Origin of the sequence: Achromobacter aloeverae (genome assembly GCF_004121055.1) — a bacterium.
Taxonomy (GTDB): Bacteria; Pseudomonadota; Gammaproteobacteria; order Burkholderiales; family Burkholderiaceae_B; genus Bordetella_C; species Bordetella_C aloeverae.
In genome coordinates, this window is the sequence record NZ_PYAL01000007.1 from 418,279 (window position 1) to 438,813 (window position 20,535).

The window sequence follows — 20,535 nt, forward strand, 5'->3', positions numbered from 1 at the left end:
CCAGGATAGCCGCTCCGTGCCGGGCTATCCTTTCCCCACGGGCGCCATCACTCGCGCGTAGGGCAGGATGCCCGTCCGCGGGTGGCAGTTCACGTATTCGAACAGGTTGCCCATCCCCGGCACGAACAGCTCGTGCCAGGTCACCACTTCGCGTTTCTCCTTGTGCAGGCGGTTCATCGCGATCGCATGGCGGTATATCTCCAGATGGGTGTCGTGCGACTCGGCCCAGGCCTCCAGCTGGTTCAAGGACAGGAAAGCCGCGTACACCGACGTCTCCGCGCGCGGGCTGCCGTCTTCGTTGAGATTGGTCATGATGCGCAGGGACAGGCAGCCGGTACGCTCGCGCTGCTCGACCAGGTAGGCCATGCCCCGCAGCAGCTTGGGTTGCAGCGCGTTCATATAGTCGTCCAGCTGCTCCCGGCCGGCCCCTTCCCAGAACTGGCCCGAGCGCAGCACCGTCGCGTTATGCGGAAGCAGCGCGCACAGGTGGGCGCCACGGCTCGCATGGTCGGCCGTGGGAGGAAAAAGGCCGCCGCTCGGGCTTTCCAGGGTGTCGATGGCCGATAGCGGCAGACGGTCACGCGCCGCGCCGAAATAGCCGTTGGTCGTGATGGGCACGATCTCGGCATCCGGCGTCCGGGCGAGGCCGATGCGATAGCCGGGCGCGGAATAGATGGTCTCGTGGCGGTCGTAGGGCACGACCAGCGCCTCGAACCAATAGCCGATATCGCCGGTCAACCGGGCTGGATCGTCGAACCAGGGCCGAAAACCGGACGTCTCCAGCCAATGCGCATAGGTTCCCGGGTCGGTCCAGTAGGCGACCACGATGGTGTTGTCCAGGCCCGCTTCGTCCGTGCAGCGCATGACTTCCTGCGCCTGCGGACCGTGAGCCTCGGCCAGGAAGCCGCGCATGCGGCCGATGTGGCCGGCGGCCGACGCCGCCCCGGGCGGAGCCTGCATGCCGAAATAGGCGCTGACCAAGGTACTGCGGGGCGCCGTCCAACGCAGGGAGTAACGCGGCGCCGCGGGCTGGTGACCGGGCGGCCGGCGTTCCGGCACCGAGCGTTCGTATTTCCATTCGAAAGGCATGGCCTCACTCCTGGCGATGATCGGCCGGCCCGGCATGGGCGGGGCGTGGCGCGGGTACGGAGACACCGACGTCGCCGAGCGCCCCCCGGGTCCCGTCCACCGCGGCAACCGCCGCCATGGGCCGGTCCTCGACAGCAAGACGGAAGATATCGGCCCGCGCATAATGGCCGACCACGTCGAAGTCGAACTTCCCGCGGGTGCGGTCATCCGTATCGAGTTCGGCCACCAGTATCGTCTCGCCGCTGAAGTCCGGACCAGCCACGATGCGGCCCAGCGGATCGATGATCATGCTGCCTCCGCGCATCAACACCGCGTCTGGATCGTCCGTGATCCGGTTGTGTGTATTGGCCTGGAATTCCGAGCGCAGCATGTACTGGCAGGCCGACAGCACGAAGCAGCGGCCTTCCAGCGCGACATGCTGCATGGTGCTGGCCCAGCTGTCGCGGTCGTCAGCCGTGGGAGCGCAGTAGATCGAGATATCCTGTCCGTACATCGCCGTGCGCAGCAGCGGCATGTAATTCTCCCAACAGATGACCGCGCCCAGCCGGCCCCAGGGCGTGGGAACCGTGGACAGCGTGGAGCCGTCGCCGAAGCCCCAGCACAGGCGCTCCGCCGCGGTGGGCATGAGCTTGCGGTGCTTGCCCAGGTATTGGCCGTCCGGTCCCAGGAAGACGATGGTGCAGTATAGGGTGCCGCCGGCGCGCTCGATCACGCCGATGGCGGCGAACAGGCCGGCCTTGCGCGTGGCCAGGCCCAGGCGCTCCGTCTCCGGGCCGGGCACGTTGATGGATCGGTCGTAGTACTCGCGAAACTCGTCGCGACCCTCGGGCGTGCGCACGCCGATGGCGATATCGAAGGACGCGCCCTTGGGATAGCCGCCGACGAAGGCTTCGGGAAATACCGCGACGCGCGCGCCACGGGCGCCGCATTCCGCTATCAGCCCGACGGCCTTGTCTATGGTGGCGGCCGTATCCGGTCCGCTGGAAGCCTGCACTACGGCGGCCTTGAACTTTGCCATGCTCCAATTCTCCTTGCTGGCGCCAGCCGCGTCGCGGCCGGCCTTGGGGTTCATGATGAAACGCCGGGGCCCTTGCTCCGGCGCCGACATCCATGCCAAAACGGTTTAGGCGTCCCGGTGCGACGGATTTCAGCGCGCCGATGCCGCCAGGTCATATTCCGAGATACGTGCGGCGTATCTCGTCATTCGATTGCAATTCGCTCGCTGTCCCGCGCATCGCGATACGGCCGCTTTCCAGCACATACGCGCGTGTCACCACCTTCAGCGCGCTCGCCACGTTCTGTTCGATCAGCAACACGGCGATGCCCAGCGCATTGACACGCGATATGGCGCGGTGCACCTCGTCGACCATCATGGGCGCCAGGCCGTGGCTGGGCTCGTCCAGCAGCAGCAGGCTGGGACGGGCCATCAAGGCGCGTCCCAGCGCCACCATTTGCTGCTCGCCTCCGGAAAGCGTGCCGGCAAGCTGGGCGCGGCGCTCGCGCAGGCGCGGAAACAAGGCATAGCATTCCTCCAACGACACCGCGAGGTCCTCCCGCCGCCGGTGGAAACCGCCCATCATCAGGTTGTCGTGCACAGTCATGTCGGGAAAGACATGGCGCCCTTCGGGAACGCATGCGATGCCGCGGGCCACCCGGCGATGCGCGGGCAAGCGCCCCAGCGCCTCGCCCTTGAAGACGATGTCGCCCTGCACGCGCGGCAGCAGGCCGCAGATCGCCTTGATCAGCGTAGTCTTGCCGGCCGTGTTCGCGCCGAGGATGGCCACCGTCTCGCCGGCCGCCACGTCGATGTTCATGCCCTGGATAATGGGCCGGCCGCCGTAGCCGCCGGCCAGGTCACGTATGCTGAGCATGGTCCCCTCCCAGATAGGCGGCGATGACGTCCGGATTGGCCGCGACCTCGCCTGGCGATCCGTCCGCGATCAGGCGGCCGAAGTTCAGCACCAGCAGGCGCTCGGATAGACGCATGATGGCGCGCATGTGGTGTTCGACCACGATCAGGGTCAAGCGGTCCCGTTCGCGCAGGTCGCGCAGGGTGCCCATGACGCTGTCCATTTCCGGCGGCGTCAGCGCGGCCATGACCTCATCCAGCAGCAGGACGCGCGGGCCGGTGGCCAGCGCGCGCGCCACTTCGCCCAGGGCTTTCTGCGGGAAGGTCAGGTCGTCGACATCGGCGTCCGCGGCGGCGTCCATGCCCACCCGCGCCAGGCAGTCCGCCGCCACCGCGCGCGCCTCGCGCAGCGGATGCCGCAATAGCGCGGCGGTGGTGACGTTTTCCAGCAAGGTCATTTCGGGAAATAGCGCCGTATTCTGGAAAGTCTTGGTCATGCCCTGGCGCGCCAGCACATGCGGGCGGCGGCCATCGACGCGGCGACCGTCCAGCTGGATGTGGCCTTGCGTCGGTCGATAAAGGCCAACCAGCAGATTGAAGAGCGAGGTCTTGCCCGCCCCGTTCGGGCCGATGAGCCCGATGATCTCGCCAGCGCCGACGTCGAAGGAAACATCGTTGACCGCCACCAGGCCGCCGAACTTCAGGGTCAGTCCCTGCACCGACAACACGCTCATGGCTTGCCTCCCGCCTGGCTGGCGCCCAGTCCCGCATGCAACGTCCCGTCGGGCGCAAGCGCCCGCGCGCGGACCGGCAGCCCGGTACGCTTCGCGAACACCGAGACCACGCCGCGCGGCCGCAGCAGCACAATGGCGATCAGCGCCACGCCGAAAAGAAAGGGAGCGATGCCCGCCGCCGAGTTCGACAGCCACGCCGTCAGCAGTTCTTCCAGCGGCACGATGATCAACGCCCCCACCAGCGGCCCCGCCAGCGTCCCGACTCCGCCAACGATGGCGATGAGGGCGGCCCGGATGGAGATCGCCGAAGCGTTGAACACGCTGTCCGGATCGAGAAAGAAGACGAACTGGGCGAACAGGGTCCCAGTGGCGGCGGTCAGGGCCGCCGATATGACGGCGCCGGTGAGCTTTACCTTGAGCGTGTTCACGCCGGCCACCTCGGCGGCATCCTCGTTCTCCCGCACGGCGCGCAGCAGATAGCCGTTACGGCCGCGGGACAACCACGAGAACACAGCGTAGACCAGCACGAACAGCCCGGTGTACAGATACAGGTAATTGCCCGCGCCGCGAAATTGCATCATGGCCCAGGAGTTCCCCACGAAAGGCACGGAAATGCCCTGCGGACCGCCCGTGATGCCGGTCAGCGCAGTGGCGAGGATACGGCAAGCCTCGCCGAAAGCCAGCGTCGCCAGCGCAAAATAAGGACCGCGCAGGCGCATGGTCGGCAGTGCCAGCAGCAGCGCCGCGACCACCGCCAGCAACATGCCCACCGGCATGCCCAGCCAGGGCGACAATCCGTAGCGGATCTGCAGCACCGAGGACGTATAGGCGCCGATGCCGAAGAACGCCGCATGGCCCAGGGAGATCTGGTTGGCCAGGCCGCCCATAATGTTCCAGCACTGGCCCAGGCAGGCCGCCAGCAGGACCAGGCAGGCCACGCGCACGGCATAGCCGCGCGGTTCCAGCAACTGGGCCAGCGCCACGGCGGCGACCGCCACCAGGACGATAAGAATCAGGTCTTTTTTCATCTTGCCGCCTTGCCCAGCAGGCCTTGAGGGCGGAACGCCAGGAACGTGATGAACACCACGAACAAGGCCAGGTTCTGCAACTGGATGGGCATGAATAGAGTGGAAAGTGATTGAATGACGCCGACGATCAGGCCGCCCACCAAGGCGCCGAGCACGCTTCCCAGGCCGCCCAGCACCACGACGGTGAACATGAGCACCACGAACTGCGCGCCGGCGGTCGGGCTGACTGCCGTGTAGGAGAGGATGATGCCTCCGCCGAAGGCGCTCAGCCCGGTGCCCAGCCCGAACGCGATGGCATAGACGGTGCGCGTGTCGATGCCGAACAGGCGCGCCGCATCCGCGTTCTGCGAAGTGGCGCGGATGGCGCGTCCCACCCAGCTGCGGTTCAACGCCAGCCACAGCAGGCCCGAGACGATGAGCGCGGCGAGAAAGGCGACAAGGTAGGGCACCGATACGAAGAGCGGCCCGATCTCCAGCGCGATGGTCTGGTAAGGCGTTTGCACAGAGCGGAAAGACGACCCGAACAGCATTAGCGCGCCATTCTCCAGCACGGACATCAGTCCTACCGTGAGAAAGATCTGCGCCACCGGCGTGGCCTTGAGCACGTGCTGCACCAGCAGGCGCTGGCATAGCGCACCCACGATGAACCCGACGGCCAGCGACAGCACGGCGCCGACGATCGGGTCAAGCCCCAGCCAGTGCCAGGCAAGCCAGGCGACGTACATGCCCAGCATGAGGAACTCGGCCTGCGCGAAGTTGACGATCTTCAGCACGCCGAAGACCAGCGACAGGCCCACGGCGATCACGCCGTAGACGCCGCCGATCAGGACGCCGTCGACCAGCGTCTGCAGTACACCGATCATGATGATCCTCCCACCGGACGTGGCGCAGTTGCACTTGCCATCCGTGCGCCATCGCGGCGATCGCCTGCCGCGGTCGTGTTCGCGTTCATTTACTTGATTTCCTTGCCGTTCCAGCGCGGCGCCGCGGTTGCCGCATCGGCCGGGAAGACCGTGACCAGTCCCGGGCCGCGCCATTGCACGAAGATGGGATAAGCCGAGGCGGTCAGGCCAGTCGAGCCGAAGGACGTGCAGCCGCCCGGTATGCCGGCGGAAAAGCCGTCGCATTTCTTCAGCTTGGCGATGGCGTCCCGGATCTTGTCGGGGTCCGTGGACCCTGCCTGCTGGATAGCGGCGATCATGTGCTGAAGCGCGGCGCCGTACATGATGGCCTCGTGCGGCATGAAAGCGTGATAGCGTGCCTCGTAGCGCTTGGCGATGTCCGGCACCTTGTCGTAATTGGCAGGCGCGATGGAGTACACGTCTTCGGCGAACTCGCCCAGGCCCTGCTTGAACTCGGGAATGATGTAGCCCGCGGCCCCGCCCACTACGGGCAAGGTGATGCGCTGCTGGCGCATGGTGCGGATGATCAGCAGGCCATCGTTGAAGTAGGACACGGGAAAAACAACCTGGGCGTCGGAGCGGCGCAGCTTGTTGATAAGCGGCGCCACGTCGGTAATACCCAGGGGATAGCCGTCATCGATAACGACGTCCACGCCCGCGGCCTTGGCAGCCTTGCGTATGCCTTCGGCCTGGGCGGTACCATACGCCGTATCCTCGTAAAAGATGGCGATCCTGGACAATTTCTCGCCGGCCTTGGCGGCGATGTCGGCGGCGTACTGAAACTGTTTTTCGCCGAAGGTGCTGGCCCTGGGTGCCACCTGGAAGATATAGCGGTAGCCGCGCCCCGTGATCTGGTCGGCGAAGGAGTGCGTGATCATGGGAACGCCCGCGCGCTCGGTCACTTCGGAAGCCGCCAGCGTTACCGAACTGACGAAAGAGCCGATCACGCCCACCACCTGGTTTTGGGTGATCAGGCGCTGCACGGCAGCGCCCGCCGCATTCGGCGCGGGCACGTCGGCCGATACCAGGTTCACCTCCAGGCCTTTCAGCAGGCCGGCCGCCTTCATGTCATCCAGCGCCAGTTCAATGCCTTGGCGGGAATTGATGCCGAATTGCGCGTTGGGTCCGCTGAACGGAAAGACCAGGCCGATGTTGACCTTCTCCGCCGCGCCGGCCACGGGTGCGAACACGGCGGATGACAGCAACAGGAATGGCGTGAGCAAAGTGGCGATGCGGGGCAGGCGTGGGATGGAAGGCAAGCGGAGGTAGAACATGATTTCTCCTTGGACTGGAATTTTTTTGCGATGCGTCAATGCGACGGCAAAGTCTAGGATTTCTGTTTTCCGAGTGTCAATTGAATTTGACAAAAATGCCAACAACCTAGCGTATTCCCCTATTAAATAGGCTGTTTAAAGGGGCAATAATTCCATATATTGTTGTCGAACTTTATCGACAAAACATTTTTCGGGCATCAGGGGCGCAGAAATCCGATGAACAGGAGCAGACGACAATGACGGAGAAAATGACGGACCCGATGCGGGAAAAACTGGCCCTGTTCGGCTTGAACGACAAGGAACAGAACTTCTACCTGGCCGCCCTGCAGTTGGGCGCCGCCTCGGTCACCGAGGTGGCAGCGCGCGCCGGCGTCTCGCGCACCAACGGCTACGACCTGGTGGAACGGCTGGAAAGGCGCGGGTTGCTTGCCCAGGTGGGCGAGGCGGCGGGCGTGCGCAAGGTGGTGCCGGAAGACCCGAGCGTACTGATCAGGGACTGGGAGCGGTCCCGTCTGGTGCTGGACGAGCTGGTGCCCGAACTGCGGTCCATCTACAACGACAGCCGGACATCCAAGCCGCGCACGCGCTTGTACGAGGGCCGCGAGGGAATCAACCGCGCCTTGTGGGAAACGCTCGATTGCCACTCCAAAGTTCTGCTGGGGGTGCTGTCCATGCATGAACTGCTGGAAACGCCGGGGCAGCAGTGGATGGCCGGATTCATCGCGGAACGCGTTCGACGGGGGATCGAGCTGCGTGTCGTGCGTTCGCGCTCGCGTGAAACCGAAGCGATCTGGCCATCCGCTCACGAGGAAATGCGGGAATTGCGCTATGCGCCCGAGGACCTCGACCTCGGCATGACGATGTACATCAACGACGACACCGTCACCTATGTGTCATCCAAGGAAGAGAACTACGCAATGGTCATCGAAAGCCGCGAACTGGCGCGCTTGAACCGGGCATTCTTCCAATCGCTGTGGCTTGCGTCCTCGCCCCCCGAGCGCATGGCGGGCCCGCGATAGCCGCCGGATTGTCTTCACGATCCACGAGCACCGCGCCAGGCGGTCAGTGGCCGATGCCTTGCGCCCCGGCGGCAGCGCCCTTCACCGGGCGGGTAATCCAGATCAAGGGCGCGATGACGACGAACAATACGGCGGAAATCCAGAATATGTCGTTGAGTCCCAGCATCGCGGCCTGCGCGCCCAGGCTTTGCTCCAGCGCGGCGTACGCGCCCCGGACATCGGTATGCAAGGCCGCTTGCAGGCGCGCCAGCGCATCGCCGAAATTCGGGTTGTTCAAGCCGGTCTGCTCCGCGAGCTGCGCATGATGCAGGATGGTTCGATTGTTCCACGACGTGTTCACGATGGAAGTCGCCGCGGCGCCGGCGAAAACGCGGGTGAAATTCGACAGGCCCGCAGCGGCGGGAATCTTTTCCGGCGGCTGGCCCGACAGGATGATGGCGGTCAGGGGGGTAAAGAACAGCGCCATCGGTATGCCTTGCAGTAGCGTGGGCAGCACCAGCGTCCAGGTATCCACGCCGGTCGTATAGCGGGAACGCAGGAAGAACACGGCCGCGAAACCGAGGAATGCCAGCGTCGCCAGGCCGCGCGGGTCGGTCCTGGGCATGACCTTGCCCAGCACCGGCGCCAGCAGCACCGCGAAAATGCCCAGCGGGGCGGTCACGAGGCCGGCATCGACGGACCGGTAGCCGAGATACTCCTGCATCCATTGCGGCAGGATGACGAGATTCGCGAAGAACAAGGCATACGCGAGCGATATGGCGACGGTGCCGCCGAAGAAGTTTCTGCCCGCGAACAACCTAAGGTCGACGACGGGCTGTTTTTCCGTGAGTTCCCAGATCAGGAAGAAGACGAAACTCACGAGCGAGATCGCGGCCAGCGTCCAGATGACCGAGGAATTGAACCAATCGAGGTCCTTGCCCTTGTCCAGCATGATCTGCAGCGCCCCGACCCACACGATGAGCAGGACCAGGCCCAGCTTGTCGATGGGGATCTTGCGTGTCGGCGTTTCCCGGTCGCGGTAGATCACCCAGGTGACCGCGGCGGCAAAGAGGCCGACGGGAATATTGATGTAGAAGATCCAGGACCAGCTATAGCTGTCGGTGATCCACCCGCCGAGCGCGGGGCCCGCGATAGGCCCGACGGTCGCCGTCATCGCCCATAACGCCAACGCGGTCGACGACTTTTCGCGCGGGTAGGAGCCCAGCAACAACGCTTGCGAGAGGGGAATCAGCGGTCCTGCCACCGCGCCTTGCAAGATCCGCGCGGCCAGCAGCGTGAGCATATTGGGCGCCATGCCGCATGCCCAGGACGACAGCACGAACAGCAGGATCGCCCCGACGAAAAGCTTGACCGTGCCTATCCGTTGCGTGAGCCAACCGGTAAGGGGAATCGAAATCGCATTGGCCGCGGCAAACAGGGTAATCACCCATGTGCCTTCGTCCACGGAGACGCCCAGGTTCCCGGAAATTGTTGGAATGGCCACGTTAGCGATCGACGAGTCGAGCACGTTCATGAAGGTGGCAAGTGCGACGGCGAGCGTGGCGAGCGCCAGTTTCGCGCCGTGCAGGGGCGCGGGCGGCAAGGTGGGTTGATTCATGAGGATGGGGCCATCACCGCTGGGATAGGATCGAGCGACAGGATTTATTGCCCAATCATTATTTGCCTAGTCAATAAAATAGCTAAAAAATCGGTCACCTTGTGCGATGACCAAGTCTGGGACCTTGCGTCCGGGCAGCGCCCTTCAGCGGCGGGAAGCGGAGTATTTTCCGGCCCGAAACCGTCCACACAATAGCTGACTAGGCAACCAATGTCAACGACCGTTCCGGCTCAGAAGGCCACGCGGTAAGCCTCCAGCGCGGGCAGCTCGACGTCGACGCCGATGCCCGCCGCGTCGGGCAGCCTTATCCAGCCCTCCTCGTCAGCCACGGCCGGCAGGGTCCACAGGCTTTCCCGCAGGGGATTAGGATTGGCGTCGACCTCCACCATGCCGGCAGGCCCCATGGCAGCCCGCAGGTGCATGGACGCGGCCAGGCCGATGCCGCCGCCCAGCCAGTGCGGGCAGAAGGTCAGGCCGGCGAGTTGCGCATAGCGGGCCACGGCCATGCAGCCGCTGATGCCTCCCCACTTGCCCACGTCCGGCTGGACGAAGCGCAAGTGCCCGTTGTCGATGGCGGCCTCGAAATCCGCCTGTCCGCGGATGTTCTCGCCAGCGGCCAGCGCCAGCGGCGTCCCGCGCCCGAGGGCCTGCCAGTCCGCCAGCGATTCGTCGGCGGCCACCGGCTCTTCGACCCAGTAGGGGCGAAAGGACTCCAACGCCCTCAAGCGTTCAGCCGCGACGCCGGGCTCCCATGCCTGATTGGCGTCGACCATGATGCGCGCTTCGGGGCCCAGGGCATCGCGGATATCGCGGAAATTCGCCAGGTCGCGGGCCGGGTCGAAGCCGACCTTGAACTTGAACGCGGTATAGCCTTCGGCCTGCTTCGCCAGCGCGGTCTGCGCGACGTCGTCCGGTCCGATGCCGCTGGCATACAGCCGGATGCGGCCGTCCGCCGTCATGCCGGTGGGGCCGGCCGCCGCCGCCAGGACGCGCCACAAGGGTAGTCCGGCCCGCCGTGCCCGCATGTCCCAGAGCGCCTGGTCGATGGCCGCGACGACTTGCGCCATCGGTCCGGGTTCGCCGCACTGTATCGCCATCCGGCGCACGCGCGCGGTCAACAGGCGCCACGTCGACGCCGGGTCGTCGCTGGGGGCGCCGACCGCCATCGGCGCGACGACGTCGCGCGCCAGGCGGCCACGGTGTTCGGCTCCAACTGGCGGGAAATTGCAGAAGACTTCCCCCCAGCCCCAGGCCCCGTCGCTGGCCCATACCCGCAGGAAGACGGCGGGCCGGTTGCCGAAATGGCCGACGGCCGCCTGTACGGGCTTCGCGATGGGTGCGCGAAATACGTGGCATTCAATACGTTCTATCGTCATATGCTGTTGTCGGCCGCTGTCGTCGGTCGCTGTTGTCGGTCGCTGTTGTCGGTCGCTGTTGTCGGTCGCTGTAGCCGGTCGCTGTTCTCCGGCCGCCCGGCCTGTCCCCGCCGCGCGCTTAATCCGCCTTGATGCCGAGATCGTTGGCCACCTTGCCCCACTTCTGCAACTCGGCGCCGATATAGCTGCGAAAGTCTTCGGCCGACCCGGCGTCCGGCGTCAGGCCGGCCTCCACCAGCTTGGCATGGATGTCCTTGTCGGCCTGCACCTTATTAATGGCGCGGTTCAGCCTCTCGACGATGTCGGCCGGTAACCCGGCCGGCCCGGCCAGCCCTTGCCAGGCAATGACCTCGAAACCGGGCAGGTTGGTGGCCTCCGCGATGGTGGGAATATCGGGATAGTCGGCCGCGCGTTTCAGGCCGCCGACGCCCAGCACGGTCAGCTTGCCCGCCTTGACCTGCGCCATCATCGTGCCCTGGTCACCGAAGATCATGTCCACATGGCCAGCCACCAGGTCGCCGATGGCGGCGCCGGTGCCCTTGTAGGGCACGTGCAGCATCTTGGTCTGGGTGCGCGCCTCGAACAGCGCGGCCGCCATCTGCTGCATGCTGCCGGTCCCGGAAGAGGCGTAGCTCAAGGTCCCCGGATGCGCCCTGGCGTAGGTAATCAGTTCGGCCGCCGTGTGCACGGGCACCTTGCCGGGATTGACCACCAGCACGTAGTTCACGTTCACCGTCTTGCTGATCGGCGTCAGTTGCTTGAGCGGATCGAAAGGATTGTTCTTGTAGATGACGGGATTGATCCCCAGCGTCGCGATATTTCCCAGCACCAGCGTGTAGCCGTCGGCGGGCGCGCGCGCCACCAGTTCGGTACCGATGATGCCGCTGGCGCCGGGGCGGTTATCGACGACGACGCCCTGGCCCAGTTCCTTGCTCAGCGCTGGCGCGACGATACGCGCGTACACGTCCACCGCGCCGCCGGGCGAGAACGGCACGATCAGGCGGATGACCTGAGAGGGATAAGGTTGCGCGGCGGCCGCGGCCAGGGGCGCGCCCACGGACGCGGCCATGGCCAGCACGGCCGCGCCGTGCAGGAGCTTGCGTCGAATGCGTTGCAGGGAAGAATACATGGATGTCTCCAGCGTATTTGAATTGTCGAGAGCCCTTTCAGGCCGTCGGGCTCGCCTGGCGCCGCAGGACGACATGGGTGGCCTGCTCCGACGCCACGCGTTCGACGCACGCATACCCCAGCGCGCGCAAGTCCAGCCCTTCGAACAGCGCTTCCCCCCGGCCAAGCAGGACGGGCGAGATGGCAAGGTGCAGCTCATCGATGAGGCCCTCGCGCAGATACTGCCTGATGGTTTGCGGCCCGCCGCCGATACGCACGTCCCTGTCGCCGGCCGCCTCGCGAGCCCGGGCAAGCGCTTCGCGTATACCGCCGGTGACGAAGTGGAATGTCGTGCCACCCGCCATTTCGAGCGGCGCGCGGGCATGATGGGTCAGGACGAAGACCGGCACGTGGTACGGGGGACTGTCTCCCCACCAGCCCTTCCAGTTCGCATCGGGCCATGGCCCGCGGACGGGACCGAACATATTTCTCCCGAGTATCCACGCCCCCACGTTGCGGAAGCCACGGGCGGCGAAGTCGTCGTCGATCCCGGTGGTGCCGCCGCTCTTGCCGAACAAGGCGGACTGGAAGGTGCGTGTCGGCAACAGCCACTGGTGCAGGTCCGTTCCCCCTACGCCCAGCGGGTTGTCGATGTCTTGATCCGGACCGGCCCCATAGCCGTCCAGCGAGATGGTGAAACCCTCAACGCGAACTCGTGCCATCGCTTGTCTCCGTCGTTCTTCGTTGCTGTCCGCACTGCAGTTGCCTGCCCACGGAGTTGCCTACCCACGCAGTTGCCCACCTACTTCGGCGCCAGGCGGCAGCCTATCTTACGCCCGCGCCGCGCCGCCCCGCATCCGTTCGATCAGGTGCTTGCGAACCACCGCCGTCACGTCGGCGCGTTCGACCCGCTCCATGATGCCGATCCGACGCACCTGCGGCCGCCCCGGCAAGGGCAGGATGCGCAAGCCCAAGTCGGTCTGCCAATCGACGTGCCGCAGCATGGGGGAGATCGCTACGCCGACATCCTGCCTGACCAGTTCGGAAATCGCGGCGAGCGAATTGACTTCGAGGATGACGTTGGCCGCGATGTTGCTGCGCCTGAGGAACTGCTCCACCTTGGCGCCGGTCTGCGTCCTGCGGTCGAACTGCAGAAAGGGACGCGTGCGCAGCAGTTCGAGCGGATCGGCGCCCGGCCCCGCGGCGCGCCGGCTGGCGATCAGCATCAGCGGCTCGTCATACAGCCAGCTCCAATGCACGCCCGGCGGCACCGGCGCCGGGTCCTTCACCATGATGGCCGCATCGACCTTGCCCGCGAGGACCATGTCCGGCAACTCACCCGCATGGCCCACCAGCAGCCGTATCTCCAGTGCCGGATACCGGATCTTCAGGTCGACCAGGCTATTGGCCAGTCCGCCCATGGCCGAGACTATCCCGCCTATGGTGACCGAACCGCTGATGGTGTCCGCCTGCGATTGCCTGCCCAGCATCGACTCGTAATCCCGCAGCAACTGGCGCGCGTACGGAACCAGCGCCGCGCCATCGGCGCTCAGCCGGACATTGCGGTGCGAGCGATCGAACAGCGTGCGTCGCAACTCGTCTTCCAACGCCCGCATCTGCAATCCCACCGCAGCCGGCGTCAACGCCACGCGTTCGGCCGCGGCCGCGAACGTTCCGTATTGCGCGACGGCGAGAAAGGTCTTGAACAGGCGAAAAGTGGACATGCGAACCGCCGCGCCAAGCGCGCCCCCGATTCAAAAGCGTTTCTTTATATTTGATAAATATAATATAGATATTATTTTCCAATGCCGTCTGGAAGAATGGCCGGACCCTCACTCACGTACGTGGAACCGGTCCATTCATGTCCTCCGCAGCACAAGCCTCTTCCCAGCCGGATAGCGAACAACGCGGCCAGCAACTCTACGATCTCGGCGCGACGTCGGTGTTCAGCCTCGCCGCCGACAACCGCTTCGTCTACACGCTCTACGTTCCCGAATCCCTGGGCAAGACCGCGTCCCCTCCTCGACTGGTCGTCGCCGTGCACGGCACCGGCCGCCAGTTCGTCGACTACCGCAACGCCTATGCGGAGTTCGGCCGTTGGAACAACTGCGTCATACTTTGTCCGCTCTTCCCGATCGGCGTGCTGGGCGACGGCAACCGCAGCGGCTTCAAGTACATCCAGGAAGGCGACATCCGATACGACCAGGTCTTGCTGGCCATGGTCGATGAAGTCGCGCGCAAGTACGACCTGGATTTTTCCACCTTCGCGCTGACCGGTTTCTCCGGCGGCGGCCACTTCGTCCACCGCTTCAGCTACCTGCACCCCGAACGCCTCTGGGCACTTTCGGTCGGCGCCCCGGGCTCCGTGACGCTGATCGATCCCTCGCGCGATTGGTGGGTGGGCACGCGCGACCTGCAGGCCCGTTTCGGCAAGGCGCTCGACCTGGCTGCCTTGCGGCGCGTCCCCGTGCATATGATCGTCGGGAAGGTGGACCTGGAAACCTGGGAAATCACCCACAAGCCCGGTTCGCGCTACTACATGGAGGGTGCGAACGACGCCGGCGCCACGCGGCCGGAGCGCATCCAGGCGCTCAAGCGCTCGCTGGAGCAGGCGGGCGTGCGCGTCACCCTGGACCTGGTGGACAACATGTCCCACCAAGGCCTGCGCTCGGTCGAAAAAGTCCAGGCCTTCCTCGCCGCCGTCATCGGCGGCGAGATCCGGTAATCGTCTTCTCCCGCCATCAGCAGCCATGACTCCTACGCAAAATTCCACGCTTACCGCTCGCGCGGCGTCCTATGCGCCATCCAGGGACCGGCTGGCCCGCACGGTCGCCGACCTGTGCGCCCTCGGCGAAAAAGTCTCCGGCACCCCCGAAGAACAGCAGGCCTGCGACTACCTGACCGCGCAATTGCGGGCGATGGGGGTGTCCTACAAGGTCCATCGCTTCGACAGCTACATCAGCTATCCGACGGCCACGACCCTGACGCTGCTGGTCCCGGAGGCACGGGACATCCCGGCGGTCGGCGTCGCGTTCACGCGCGACACCGGCGCCGCCGGTATCGAGGCGGACATCGTGTGGGCCGGCGCGGGGGGCCCGGAACAGTATGCGGACCTGGACGCGCGCGGCAAGATCGCACTCATCGACAAGCTGCCGACATATGGCCTGTGCGAAGCCGCGCGCAAGGCCGGCGCCGCCGCCCTGGTCGGCATGTCGTCCGGACCGCAGCGACACAAGATGACGTGCTCGCCGATCTGGGGCGCGCCAGCCTCCAAGGCCGAAGTCGACGCCATGCCCGCTATCGCCGGCGCGTCGATCAACCGCCCGGACGGCGAATGGCTGCGCCAGCTGGCGCAGCGCGGCGGCGCGCGTGGCCGTCTGGTGGCGCGCGTCGACACCCGGTGGCGCGAAGTGCTGCTGCCCGTGGCGGAGATACCCGGAACCGAGCCCGAGTTCCTGCTCATGGGCGCGCATTACTGCACGTGGTTCGACGGCGCCACCGACAATATCGGCGCCGTCGCCATCCTGCTGGAACTGGCGCGCCTGTTCCAGGGCCGCGCCACACCGCCCCGCCATGGCATACGCCTGGCCTGGTGGCCCGGGCACACGCACGGCCGCTATGCGGGGTCGGCATGGTATGCCGACGAGTTCTGGCACGAATTGAACGACCGCGCCATCGCCTACTTCAACGTCGACATCAATGGCTCGCGCCGCGCCTACAACAAGGCCTTGCGCAACCAGACGGGGGAAGCCGCGGCCTATACCGCCGCCGTCATGCGCGACGTGCTGGGCGAGATCGATCCCGACCAGGCCGCCAGCATGCAAGCCTGCCTGCGCCGTCCCGAACGCTATGTCCATCACACGCGCCCGCATCGTGCATCCGACCAGAGTTTCTGGGGCGTGGGCCTGAGCGGGCTGCAAGTGAGCAGCTTCCTGCAAAAGGACGATCCGGACCGCCTGCCCAACAGCGGCCTGGCCCGCTGGTGGCATGCCGAAGAGGATACGGTGGAGAACTGCGATCCCGACGTGCTGCTGGAGGACGCGCGGCTGCACGCGCAACTGGTTCACGGCCTGGTCGACGCCGCCGTGCTGCCGCTGGATCTGCTCGGCATCGCGGGAGACGTCGACGACGCGCTGCGCGAGTACGCCGAGGCGGCGCCGGAATTGCGCCTGCTGGATGAAATCGCCGCGGCGGTCCAGCGCTTCCGCGGCGCGGCGCAACGCTTCCACGCCGCCGGCGCGCGGCTGGACCCGGCGGACACAGCCGCCACGGCCGCGTGGAACCGGCGGCTATTGCGGGCGATTCATGGCGTCAACCCCGCCGTCTATCTTCTCGGATCGCCTTTCCAGCAGGACAGGGCGACCGGCAGCCGGCTGCTGCCGGGCTTCAAGCCCCTCCTGGACTGGCAGGCGCTTTCCACCGACGAACGCCGCATGTTGCGTGTCGCCCTGCGCCGCGAAGTCAACCGGCTGGTACATGCGCTGGACGAGGCACGGCGCGTCATCGAAACCTGAATGTCGGCGCCGCAGGAAATGCAGTACCGATATCCCCACGCCGTCCTGGCGCGGGGCAACGACAAAATACCGACAAGGGCAAGCATGATGTTCTACGAATCTTCCCGCCGTGCCTTCGTGGCGGCGGCCGCGCGCTACACCGGCCTGGTCGCTGCATTGGCCATGGCTCTCGTCCCCTTCCCCGCCGCCCATGCCGCCGGCTATCCCGACCGCCCGATACGCCTGGTCGTTCCCATCGCGGCGGGCAGCGCCACCGACGCGGTCGCCCGGGCGTATGCCCAGGAGCTGGCGCCGATACTTGGCCAACCCATCATCGTCGAAAACCTGCCGGGCGCCAACGGCACGATAGGCACCTCCAACGTCAAGCGGGCGCCGGCGGATGGCTACACCCTGCTGCTGGGCACGATAGGCACGCACAGCGTCAACCCTTTGCTGTACAAGAACCTGCCCTACGACGCCGTCAAGGACTACACGCCGGTCTCCATCCTGTCCAAGGTCTCCAATGTCATCGTGGTGCCGGCCACCTCGCCTTATCGCACGCTGCAGGATCTCGTCGCCGCCGCGAAGAAAGCGCCGCACACCTTGAATTACGGTACGCCGACGGTAGGGAGCTCGTCCCAGCTGGCCACCGAAATGTTCCGGGTACGGGCCGGCATCGATCTCGCGAACATCCCCTACAACGGACCATCCCAGGCGGCCATCGACCTGATTGCCGATCGCATCCAGGTGCTCTTCGACCCCGTGATCAACGAGTTGGGCAACATCCGCTCCGGCAAGGTCCGCGTCCTGGCGCAAACCGCCAGCCAGCGCGTCCCCGCGCTGCCGGACGTGCCGACCGTCGCGCAAGCGGGCTATCCGGGCTTCGAGGCGTCCGGTTGGAATGGCATCATGGTGCGCGCCGGAACACCCGCAGCCGTTGTCGAGAAGCTCTCGGCGGCGATACGCCAAGCCGGCCAGTCCCAGAAGCTGCGCACGATCTTCGAGGGCCAGGGCGTCGAAATCGTGACCTCGCCCTCTCCACAGGACTTCAACGAGTTCCTGGTGCAGGACCGGAAGAAATGGGCACGGGTGATCGAAGAGTCGCATATCGCGGTCGAGTGAAACGCGCGGCGCCAGGAAGGGCCCGGCGCGACAGGCCGGAAAGAATTCGACACAAGATCGGGAACAGGGCCCACAGACGCAGCGATGGTATAAAAAAGGACTTTTGCAGCACCATCGATGCGTCGCTGCGTGGATTCAGCAGGAAGGGCAGATGTTCAATAAAGCGTTCAATAAAGCCTTGGTACGCGCCGGCGAGGCGCTGTTTCTTGTCGGGCTGGTCGCCGGTTGCTCATGGGGCGGATCCAGCTCTTCCTCCAGCCGGACCAGCTTGCAGTGCGCGGTGAGCAAGAGCAGCTGCATGTATGACGGGCCGTACGAACCGGGCGAAGCCGACTACGCGGAAAGCGAAGCGGCGAAATTGAACAGCCAGCAGCAGGTACGGCTGCGCGGCCGCTAGGCGCGCAGTGAGCGCGGGCAGCGCCGCCCCCCCGCGCACCGGTCGGCCCCGCAAGCCGGCGAGCGCAAGAAGCGCGGCGGCGCCCCGCCACAGGATGAGCGCGCTTCCCCGCTTACTTCTTCGTGACCTTGGCTTGCAGGGCCTTGGCCATTTCCAGGTGGGACTGCAGGGCCGGCAGCGTCTTTTGCGCGAAGGCCTTCACTTCGGCATCCTTGCCGTCCTTGATTTCCTTCTCGAACACCTTGATGGTGCTTTCATGCGCGGCCACGCCGATCCGGCGCGCGTACATGCTGTCGAAACTGTCATCGGTGACGTCCAGGGCCTTCAGTTCGCCCTTCTGCATGAGCGACGGCTCCGTGGGCGGCGTATAGCCCTTGGACTTGGCCAGCGCGGCCAGCTCCTCGCCCACGGCGGTATGGTCCTTGATCATCTGGTTGGCGAAGGTCTTGACGTCCTCGTTCCTGGACTTCTGCAAGGCCATCTGGCTGCCCTGGATCTCGGCGTACCCACCTTGGGCGGCGTCCTCCAGGAAGCTCTTGTCGGCGCTGGCGAGGTGCGATTCATTGGCCGTCTTCGGCGAGCCCGACAGCGTCTGGGCCGACGCGGCGAGGGGGACGGACACGGCAAAGCAGGCGCACAGTGCAAGACCGGATACGGAATTACGCATGGAAAGCTCCTGAGAGTGGTTGGCGCCCGGACTGACGCAAACGCCATGCCGCTACCGATGCCTGCGGTCGACACCCTGTTGATGAGCTTGCAGCTCCACCATGTCATGGCTGCAGAAGACCTGCACGGCCGTTCCGCTGGCGCGCTTCAGATCGCGCAGCCGGGACTGGTTCTCAAGACGGGATCGCCGGTCCTGTTCCATCATCCATTGATAGAACCGGAGCCCCGGCGTGCAATACGGCTCTCTCAAGTCCATCTCCCCGTGAAAGAAGTAGGCGTCGCCGGCGAGCAGTTTCCAGCCGGCCTGCTCTCGCACGGCCACCCCCGCGTGCCCGAGCGTATGGCCTGGCAGGGGCACAAGCGCGACCTCATCGCCCAGCCCATCGATGGGCCAGACGCCATCAAAGCCCTTCCAGCCGACGCCGCCCGCGCCGCCATAGCGACGCCACGACTCCGGCGCGGACCATTGCGCCGGCCTGAAGCGCTGCGCATCCAGCCAGGATCGTCGCCCGCTCGCCGTTATCCATTCCTTCTCCATCAGGTGCACCGTCGCGCCGGGGAAGTCGTCGAGGCCGCCCGCATGATCGAAATCCAGATGAGTAAGGACAATGTGGCGCACGTCCTCGATCTGGAAGCCCAGGCGCGATACGTGGTGCGCGGCTGTCATGTATTCGCTCAGGGCCGGCTTCACCATCGCACGGAAAAAGGCGCTCAGCCTGGAGCGGGGCGACTTCACGTCCCGCAAACCGAAGCCCGTGTCCACCAGCACCAGCCCGTTGGCGTCGGTTTCCACGAGCAGGCAATGGCAGGCGAGTTCGCCGCGGCATAGCACGCAGCGCGTTCTTCCATCCATCAGGCGGCCGCCTAGCGGGCAGGTGCACGTGCAGTTCAGGTGATGTACGCGCATGCGACGTCCTCCCGTCAGGCCGGCCGGGTGTTGCTCATGCGCGCTTCCTTGCTGTCGGCCGCGTTATCGTCGCCCCGGCCGAAGATGCGGCCCGTCTCGCCAGCCTCATACAACGTGCCCCGCCTGTCCCTGTTGGGCTCGCCGCGCTGCTGCCGGCCCATCTGCACCCGGCCCATCATGTCGGCCATGGACGGCATCAGTTTGCTGACCAAGGTATTGACGGTCGCCATCGCGCCCACCTTCACGTCCCTGGCCGGATCGGTCGCGGCGTCCAGGATCGCGCTGGCCACGGTGTGCGGATCGATCATGGGCGTGGGAAGCTTGGGCGCCTGCGGCATGGCGTTCCCTGCATGTTCCGGAAACGGCGTATTCACCGCGGTCGGCTGTATCAAGGTGATCGAGACCGGCGCGCCGTCCTCTTGCAGCTCGACGCGTAGCGCATCCGTAAATCCCTTTACCGCATGCTTGCTGGCGGCATACATGCCTTGCAGCGGAATGGCTTCTTCGGACGCTTCGCTACCCACGTTGATGAGGGCGCCGCCCTGCTGGCGCAACAGCGGCAAGGCAACCAGCGATCCGTGGACGACACCCCAGAAATTGGTGTCGAACAGGCGCCGGCTGTCCTCATCGGCCACGGCATCCAGCCGTCCGAAGATGGAGACGCCCGCGTTGTTGATCCACGTGTCCACCCTGCCGTAGTTGTCGAGGGCCGTCCGGGCAATGCGTTCAACGTCCTCCCGCCGCCCGACGTCCGCCACGGCGAAGCAGGCCTGGCCGCCCTGCTGGCGTATCCGGGATGCCAGGGCATCCAACGCCCGCTCGCTGCGGGCCGCCAGCACGACCCGCGCGCCGGCACCCGCCGCCGCAAGCGCGGTCGCCATGCCGATACCGCTGGACGCCCCCGTGACGACGACGACCTGCTGATCCAGAGGCTTTAGTTGTACTTTCATGATGAATCTCCGGGGGGAATGGCGC

The 20,535-nt window shown here is 65.8% G+C and carries 20 protein-coding genes; 5 read left to right on the forward strand and 15 right to left on the reverse strand.

Features of this window, described 5'->3' with window-relative positions:
* Positions 1 to 24: 24 nt before the first annotated feature.
* The 7 genes from C7R54_RS23320 to C7R54_RS23350 all read right to left on the reverse strand — a co-directional run bounded on the left by C7R54_RS23320 (position 25) and on the right by C7R54_RS23350 (position 6,876).
* Positions 25 to 1,089 carry a phenylacetaldoxime dehydratase family protein gene (locus C7R54_RS23320; RefSeq protein ID WP_129153030.1) on the reverse strand — a complete coding sequence of 355 codons (1,065 nt, stop codon included), beginning with the start codon at positions 1,087 to 1,089 and terminating at the stop codon, positions 25 to 27.
* Between the two features lie 4 nt (positions 1,090 to 1,093).
* Positions 1,094 to 2,107 (reverse strand): carbon-nitrogen hydrolase family protein, encoded by a 1,014-nt coding sequence (locus tag C7R54_RS23325; RefSeq protein ID WP_129153032.1) that lies wholly within the window; start codon positions 2,105 to 2,107, stop codon positions 1,094 to 1,096.
* A gap of 151 nt (positions 2,108 to 2,258) precedes the next feature.
* A complete protein-coding gene (locus C7R54_RS23330) occupies positions 2,259 to 2,960 on the reverse strand; it encodes an ABC transporter ATP-binding protein (protein ID WP_129153034.1) in 702 nt (233 codons plus the stop codon).
* Entirely contained in the window at positions 2,944 to 3,672 is a 729-nt protein-coding gene (locus tag C7R54_RS23335) for an ABC transporter ATP-binding protein (RefSeq protein WP_129153036.1), read from the reverse strand. The genes C7R54_RS23330 and C7R54_RS23335 overlap by 17 nt, the downstream gene beginning before the upstream one ends.
* Positions 3,669 to 4,700, reverse strand: a complete 1,032-nt coding sequence (locus C7R54_RS23340; protein ID WP_129153037.1) for a branched-chain amino acid ABC transporter permease — start codon at positions 4,698 to 4,700, stop codon at positions 3,669 to 3,671. The genes C7R54_RS23335 and C7R54_RS23340 overlap by 4 nt, the downstream gene beginning before the upstream one ends.
* On the reverse strand, positions 4,697 to 5,563 hold the full coding sequence (locus C7R54_RS23345) for a branched-chain amino acid ABC transporter permease (protein ID WP_129153039.1): 867 nt from the start codon (positions 5,561 to 5,563) through the stop codon (positions 4,697 to 4,699). Before C7R54_RS23345 ends, C7R54_RS23340 begins: the two co-directional genes overlap by 4 nt.
* Before the next feature lie 89 nt (positions 5,564 to 5,652).
* Positions 5,653 to 6,876 (reverse strand): ABC transporter substrate-binding protein, encoded by a 1,224-nt coding sequence (locus C7R54_RS23350; protein WP_129153041.1) that lies wholly within the window; start codon positions 6,874 to 6,876, stop codon positions 5,653 to 5,655.
* A 236-nt stretch (positions 6,877 to 7,112) separates the two neighbouring features.
* Between C7R54_RS23350 and C7R54_RS23355 the strand changes: the two genes are divergently transcribed.
* On the forward strand, positions 7,113 to 7,895 hold the full coding sequence (locus C7R54_RS23355; RefSeq protein WP_129153043.1) for a TrmB family transcriptional regulator: 783 nt from the start codon (positions 7,113 to 7,115) through the stop codon (positions 7,893 to 7,895).
* A 43-nt stretch (positions 7,896 to 7,938) separates the two neighbouring features.
* Here the strand turns inward: C7R54_RS23355 and C7R54_RS23360 are convergent, their stop codons facing one another.
* From C7R54_RS23360 to C7R54_RS23380, 5 genes are all read right to left on the reverse strand, one after another.
* Positions 7,939 to 9,492, reverse strand: coding sequence for a DHA2 family efflux MFS transporter permease subunit (locus tag C7R54_RS23360; RefSeq protein WP_129153045.1), 1,554 nt, complete (start codon positions 9,490 to 9,492; stop codon positions 7,939 to 7,941).
* Between the two features lie 230 nt (positions 9,493 to 9,722).
* Positions 9,723 to 10,868, reverse strand: coding sequence for a mandelate racemase/muconate lactonizing enzyme family protein (locus C7R54_RS23365; protein WP_129153047.1), 1,146 nt, complete (start codon positions 10,866 to 10,868; stop codon positions 9,723 to 9,725).
* A 118-nt stretch (positions 10,869 to 10,986) separates the two neighbouring features.
* The gene (locus C7R54_RS23370) at positions 10,987 to 11,997 is read right to left on the reverse strand and encodes a Bug family tripartite tricarboxylate transporter substrate binding protein (RefSeq protein ID WP_158021274.1); all 1,011 of its coding nucleotides are present in this window, start codon (positions 11,995 to 11,997) and stop codon (positions 10,987 to 10,989) included.
* A gap of 37 nt (positions 11,998 to 12,034) precedes the next feature.
* Positions 12,035 to 12,697 (reverse strand): dihydrofolate reductase family protein, encoded by a 663-nt coding sequence (locus tag C7R54_RS23375; protein WP_129153051.1) that lies wholly within the window; start codon positions 12,695 to 12,697, stop codon positions 12,035 to 12,037.
* 108 nt (positions 12,698 to 12,805) lie between these two features.
* A complete protein-coding gene (locus C7R54_RS23380) occupies positions 12,806 to 13,699 on the reverse strand; it encodes a LysR substrate-binding domain-containing protein (protein ID WP_129153053.1) in 894 nt (297 codons plus the stop codon).
* 137 nt (positions 13,700 to 13,836) lie between these two features.
* On the opposite strand from C7R54_RS23380, the gene C7R54_RS23385 reads away from it, so the two are divergent.
* The 4 genes from C7R54_RS23385 (at position 13,837) to C7R54_RS23400 (ending at position 17,987) form a co-directional block, all read left to right on the forward strand.
* Positions 13,837 to 14,700: an alpha/beta hydrolase gene (locus C7R54_RS23385; RefSeq protein WP_129153055.1), complete on the forward strand. Its 864-nt coding sequence runs from the start codon at positions 13,837 to 13,839 to the stop codon at positions 14,698 to 14,700.
* Between the two features lie 25 nt (positions 14,701 to 14,725).
* Positions 14,726 to 16,489, forward strand: a complete 1,764-nt coding sequence (locus C7R54_RS23390; RefSeq protein WP_129153057.1) for a M28 family peptidase — start codon at positions 14,726 to 14,728, stop codon at positions 16,487 to 16,489.
* 84 nt (positions 16,490 to 16,573) lie between these two features.
* Positions 16,574 to 17,590, forward strand: a complete 1,017-nt coding sequence (locus C7R54_RS23395; protein WP_158021275.1) for a Bug family tripartite tricarboxylate transporter substrate binding protein — start codon at positions 16,574 to 16,576, stop codon at positions 17,588 to 17,590.
* Positions 17,591 to 17,741: 151 nt separating this feature from the next.
* Positions 17,742 to 17,987, forward strand: a complete 246-nt coding sequence (locus C7R54_RS23400) for a hypothetical protein (protein WP_129153060.1) — start codon at positions 17,742 to 17,744, stop codon at positions 17,985 to 17,987.
* 112 nt (positions 17,988 to 18,099) lie between these two features.
* Here C7R54_RS23400 and C7R54_RS23405 read toward each other — a convergent pair whose 3' ends face one another.
* From C7R54_RS23405 to C7R54_RS23415, 3 genes are read right to left on the reverse strand one after another with little or no spacing between them, the layout of a single operon-like run.
* Complete coding sequence (locus tag C7R54_RS23405; protein WP_129153069.1) at positions 18,100 to 18,654, reverse strand: DUF4142 domain-containing protein; 555 nt, start codon at positions 18,652 to 18,654, stop codon at positions 18,100 to 18,102.
* Positions 18,655 to 18,705: 51 nt separating this feature from the next.
* Positions 18,706 to 19,560 (reverse strand): MBL fold metallo-hydrolase, encoded by an 855-nt coding sequence (locus C7R54_RS23410; protein WP_129153071.1) that lies wholly within the window; start codon positions 19,558 to 19,560, stop codon positions 18,706 to 18,708.
* A gap of 14 nt (positions 19,561 to 19,574) precedes the next feature.
* Complete coding sequence (locus C7R54_RS23415) at positions 19,575 to 20,510, reverse strand: SDR family oxidoreductase (protein WP_129153073.1); 936 nt, start codon at positions 20,508 to 20,510, stop codon at positions 19,575 to 19,577.
* Positions 20,511 to 20,535 lie beyond the last annotated feature (25 nt).

Coding starts and splice junctions, on each gene's coding strand:
- C7R54_RS23320 (WP_129153030.1), bottom strand. CDS start 1,089: ATGCCTTTCGAATGGAAATACGAACGCTCGGTGCCGGAACGCCGGCCG.
- C7R54_RS23325 (WP_129153032.1), bottom strand. CDS start 2,107: ATGGCAAAGTTCAAGGCCGCCGTAGTGCAGGCTTCCAGCGGACCGGAT.
- C7R54_RS23330 (WP_129153034.1), bottom strand. CDS start 2,960: ATGCTCAGCATACGTGACCTGGCCGGCGGCTACGGCGGCCGGCCCATT.
- C7R54_RS23335 (WP_129153036.1), bottom strand. CDS start 3,672: ATGAGCGTGTTGTCGGTGCAGGGACTGACCCTGAAGTTCGGCGGCCTG.
- C7R54_RS23340 (WP_129153037.1), bottom strand. CDS start 4,700: ATGAAAAAAGACCTGATTCTTATCGTCCTGGTGGCGGTCGCCGCCGTG.
- C7R54_RS23345 (WP_129153039.1), bottom strand. CDS start 5,563: ATGATCGGTGTACTGCAGACGCTGGTCGACGGCGTCCTGATCGGCGGC.
- C7R54_RS23350 (WP_129153041.1), bottom strand. CDS start 6,876: ATGTTCTACCTCCGCTTGCCTTCCATCCCACGCCTGCCCCGCATCGCC.
- C7R54_RS23355 (WP_129153043.1), top strand. CDS start 7,113: ATGACGGAGAAAATGACGGACCCGATGCGGGAAAAACTGGCCCTGTTC.
- C7R54_RS23360 (WP_129153045.1), bottom strand. CDS start 9,492: ATGAATCAACCCACCTTGCCGCCCGCGCCCCTGCACGGCGCGAAACTG.
- C7R54_RS23365 (WP_129153047.1), bottom strand. CDS start 10,868: ATGACGATAGAACGTATTGAATGCCACGTATTTCGCGCACCCATCGCG.
- C7R54_RS23370 (WP_158021274.1), bottom strand. CDS start 11,997: ATGTATTCTTCCCTGCAACGCATTCGACGCAAGCTCCTGCACGGCGCG.
- C7R54_RS23375 (WP_129153051.1), bottom strand. CDS start 12,697: ATGGCACGAGTTCGCGTTGAGGGTTTCACCATCTCGCTGGACGGCTAT.
- C7R54_RS23380 (WP_129153053.1), bottom strand. CDS start 13,699: ATGTCCACTTTTCGCCTGTTCAAGACCTTTCTCGCCGTCGCGCAATAC.
- C7R54_RS23385 (WP_129153055.1), top strand. CDS start 13,837: ATGTCCTCCGCAGCACAAGCCTCTTCCCAGCCGGATAGCGAACAACGC.
- C7R54_RS23390 (WP_129153057.1), top strand. CDS start 14,726: ATGACTCCTACGCAAAATTCCACGCTTACCGCTCGCGCGGCGTCCTAT.
- C7R54_RS23395 (WP_158021275.1), top strand. CDS start 16,574: ATGATGTTCTACGAATCTTCCCGCCGTGCCTTCGTGGCGGCGGCCGCG.
- C7R54_RS23400 (WP_129153060.1), top strand. CDS start 17,742: ATGTTCAATAAAGCGTTCAATAAAGCCTTGGTACGCGCCGGCGAGGCG.
- C7R54_RS23405 (WP_129153069.1), bottom strand. CDS start 18,654: ATGCGTAATTCCGTATCCGGTCTTGCACTGTGCGCCTGCTTTGCCGTG.
- C7R54_RS23410 (WP_129153071.1), bottom strand. CDS start 19,560: ATGCGCGTACATCACCTGAACTGCACGTGCACCTGCCCGCTAGGCGGC.
- C7R54_RS23415 (WP_129153073.1), bottom strand. CDS start 20,510: ATGAAAGTACAACTAAAGCCTCTGGATCAGCAGGTCGTCGTCGTCACG.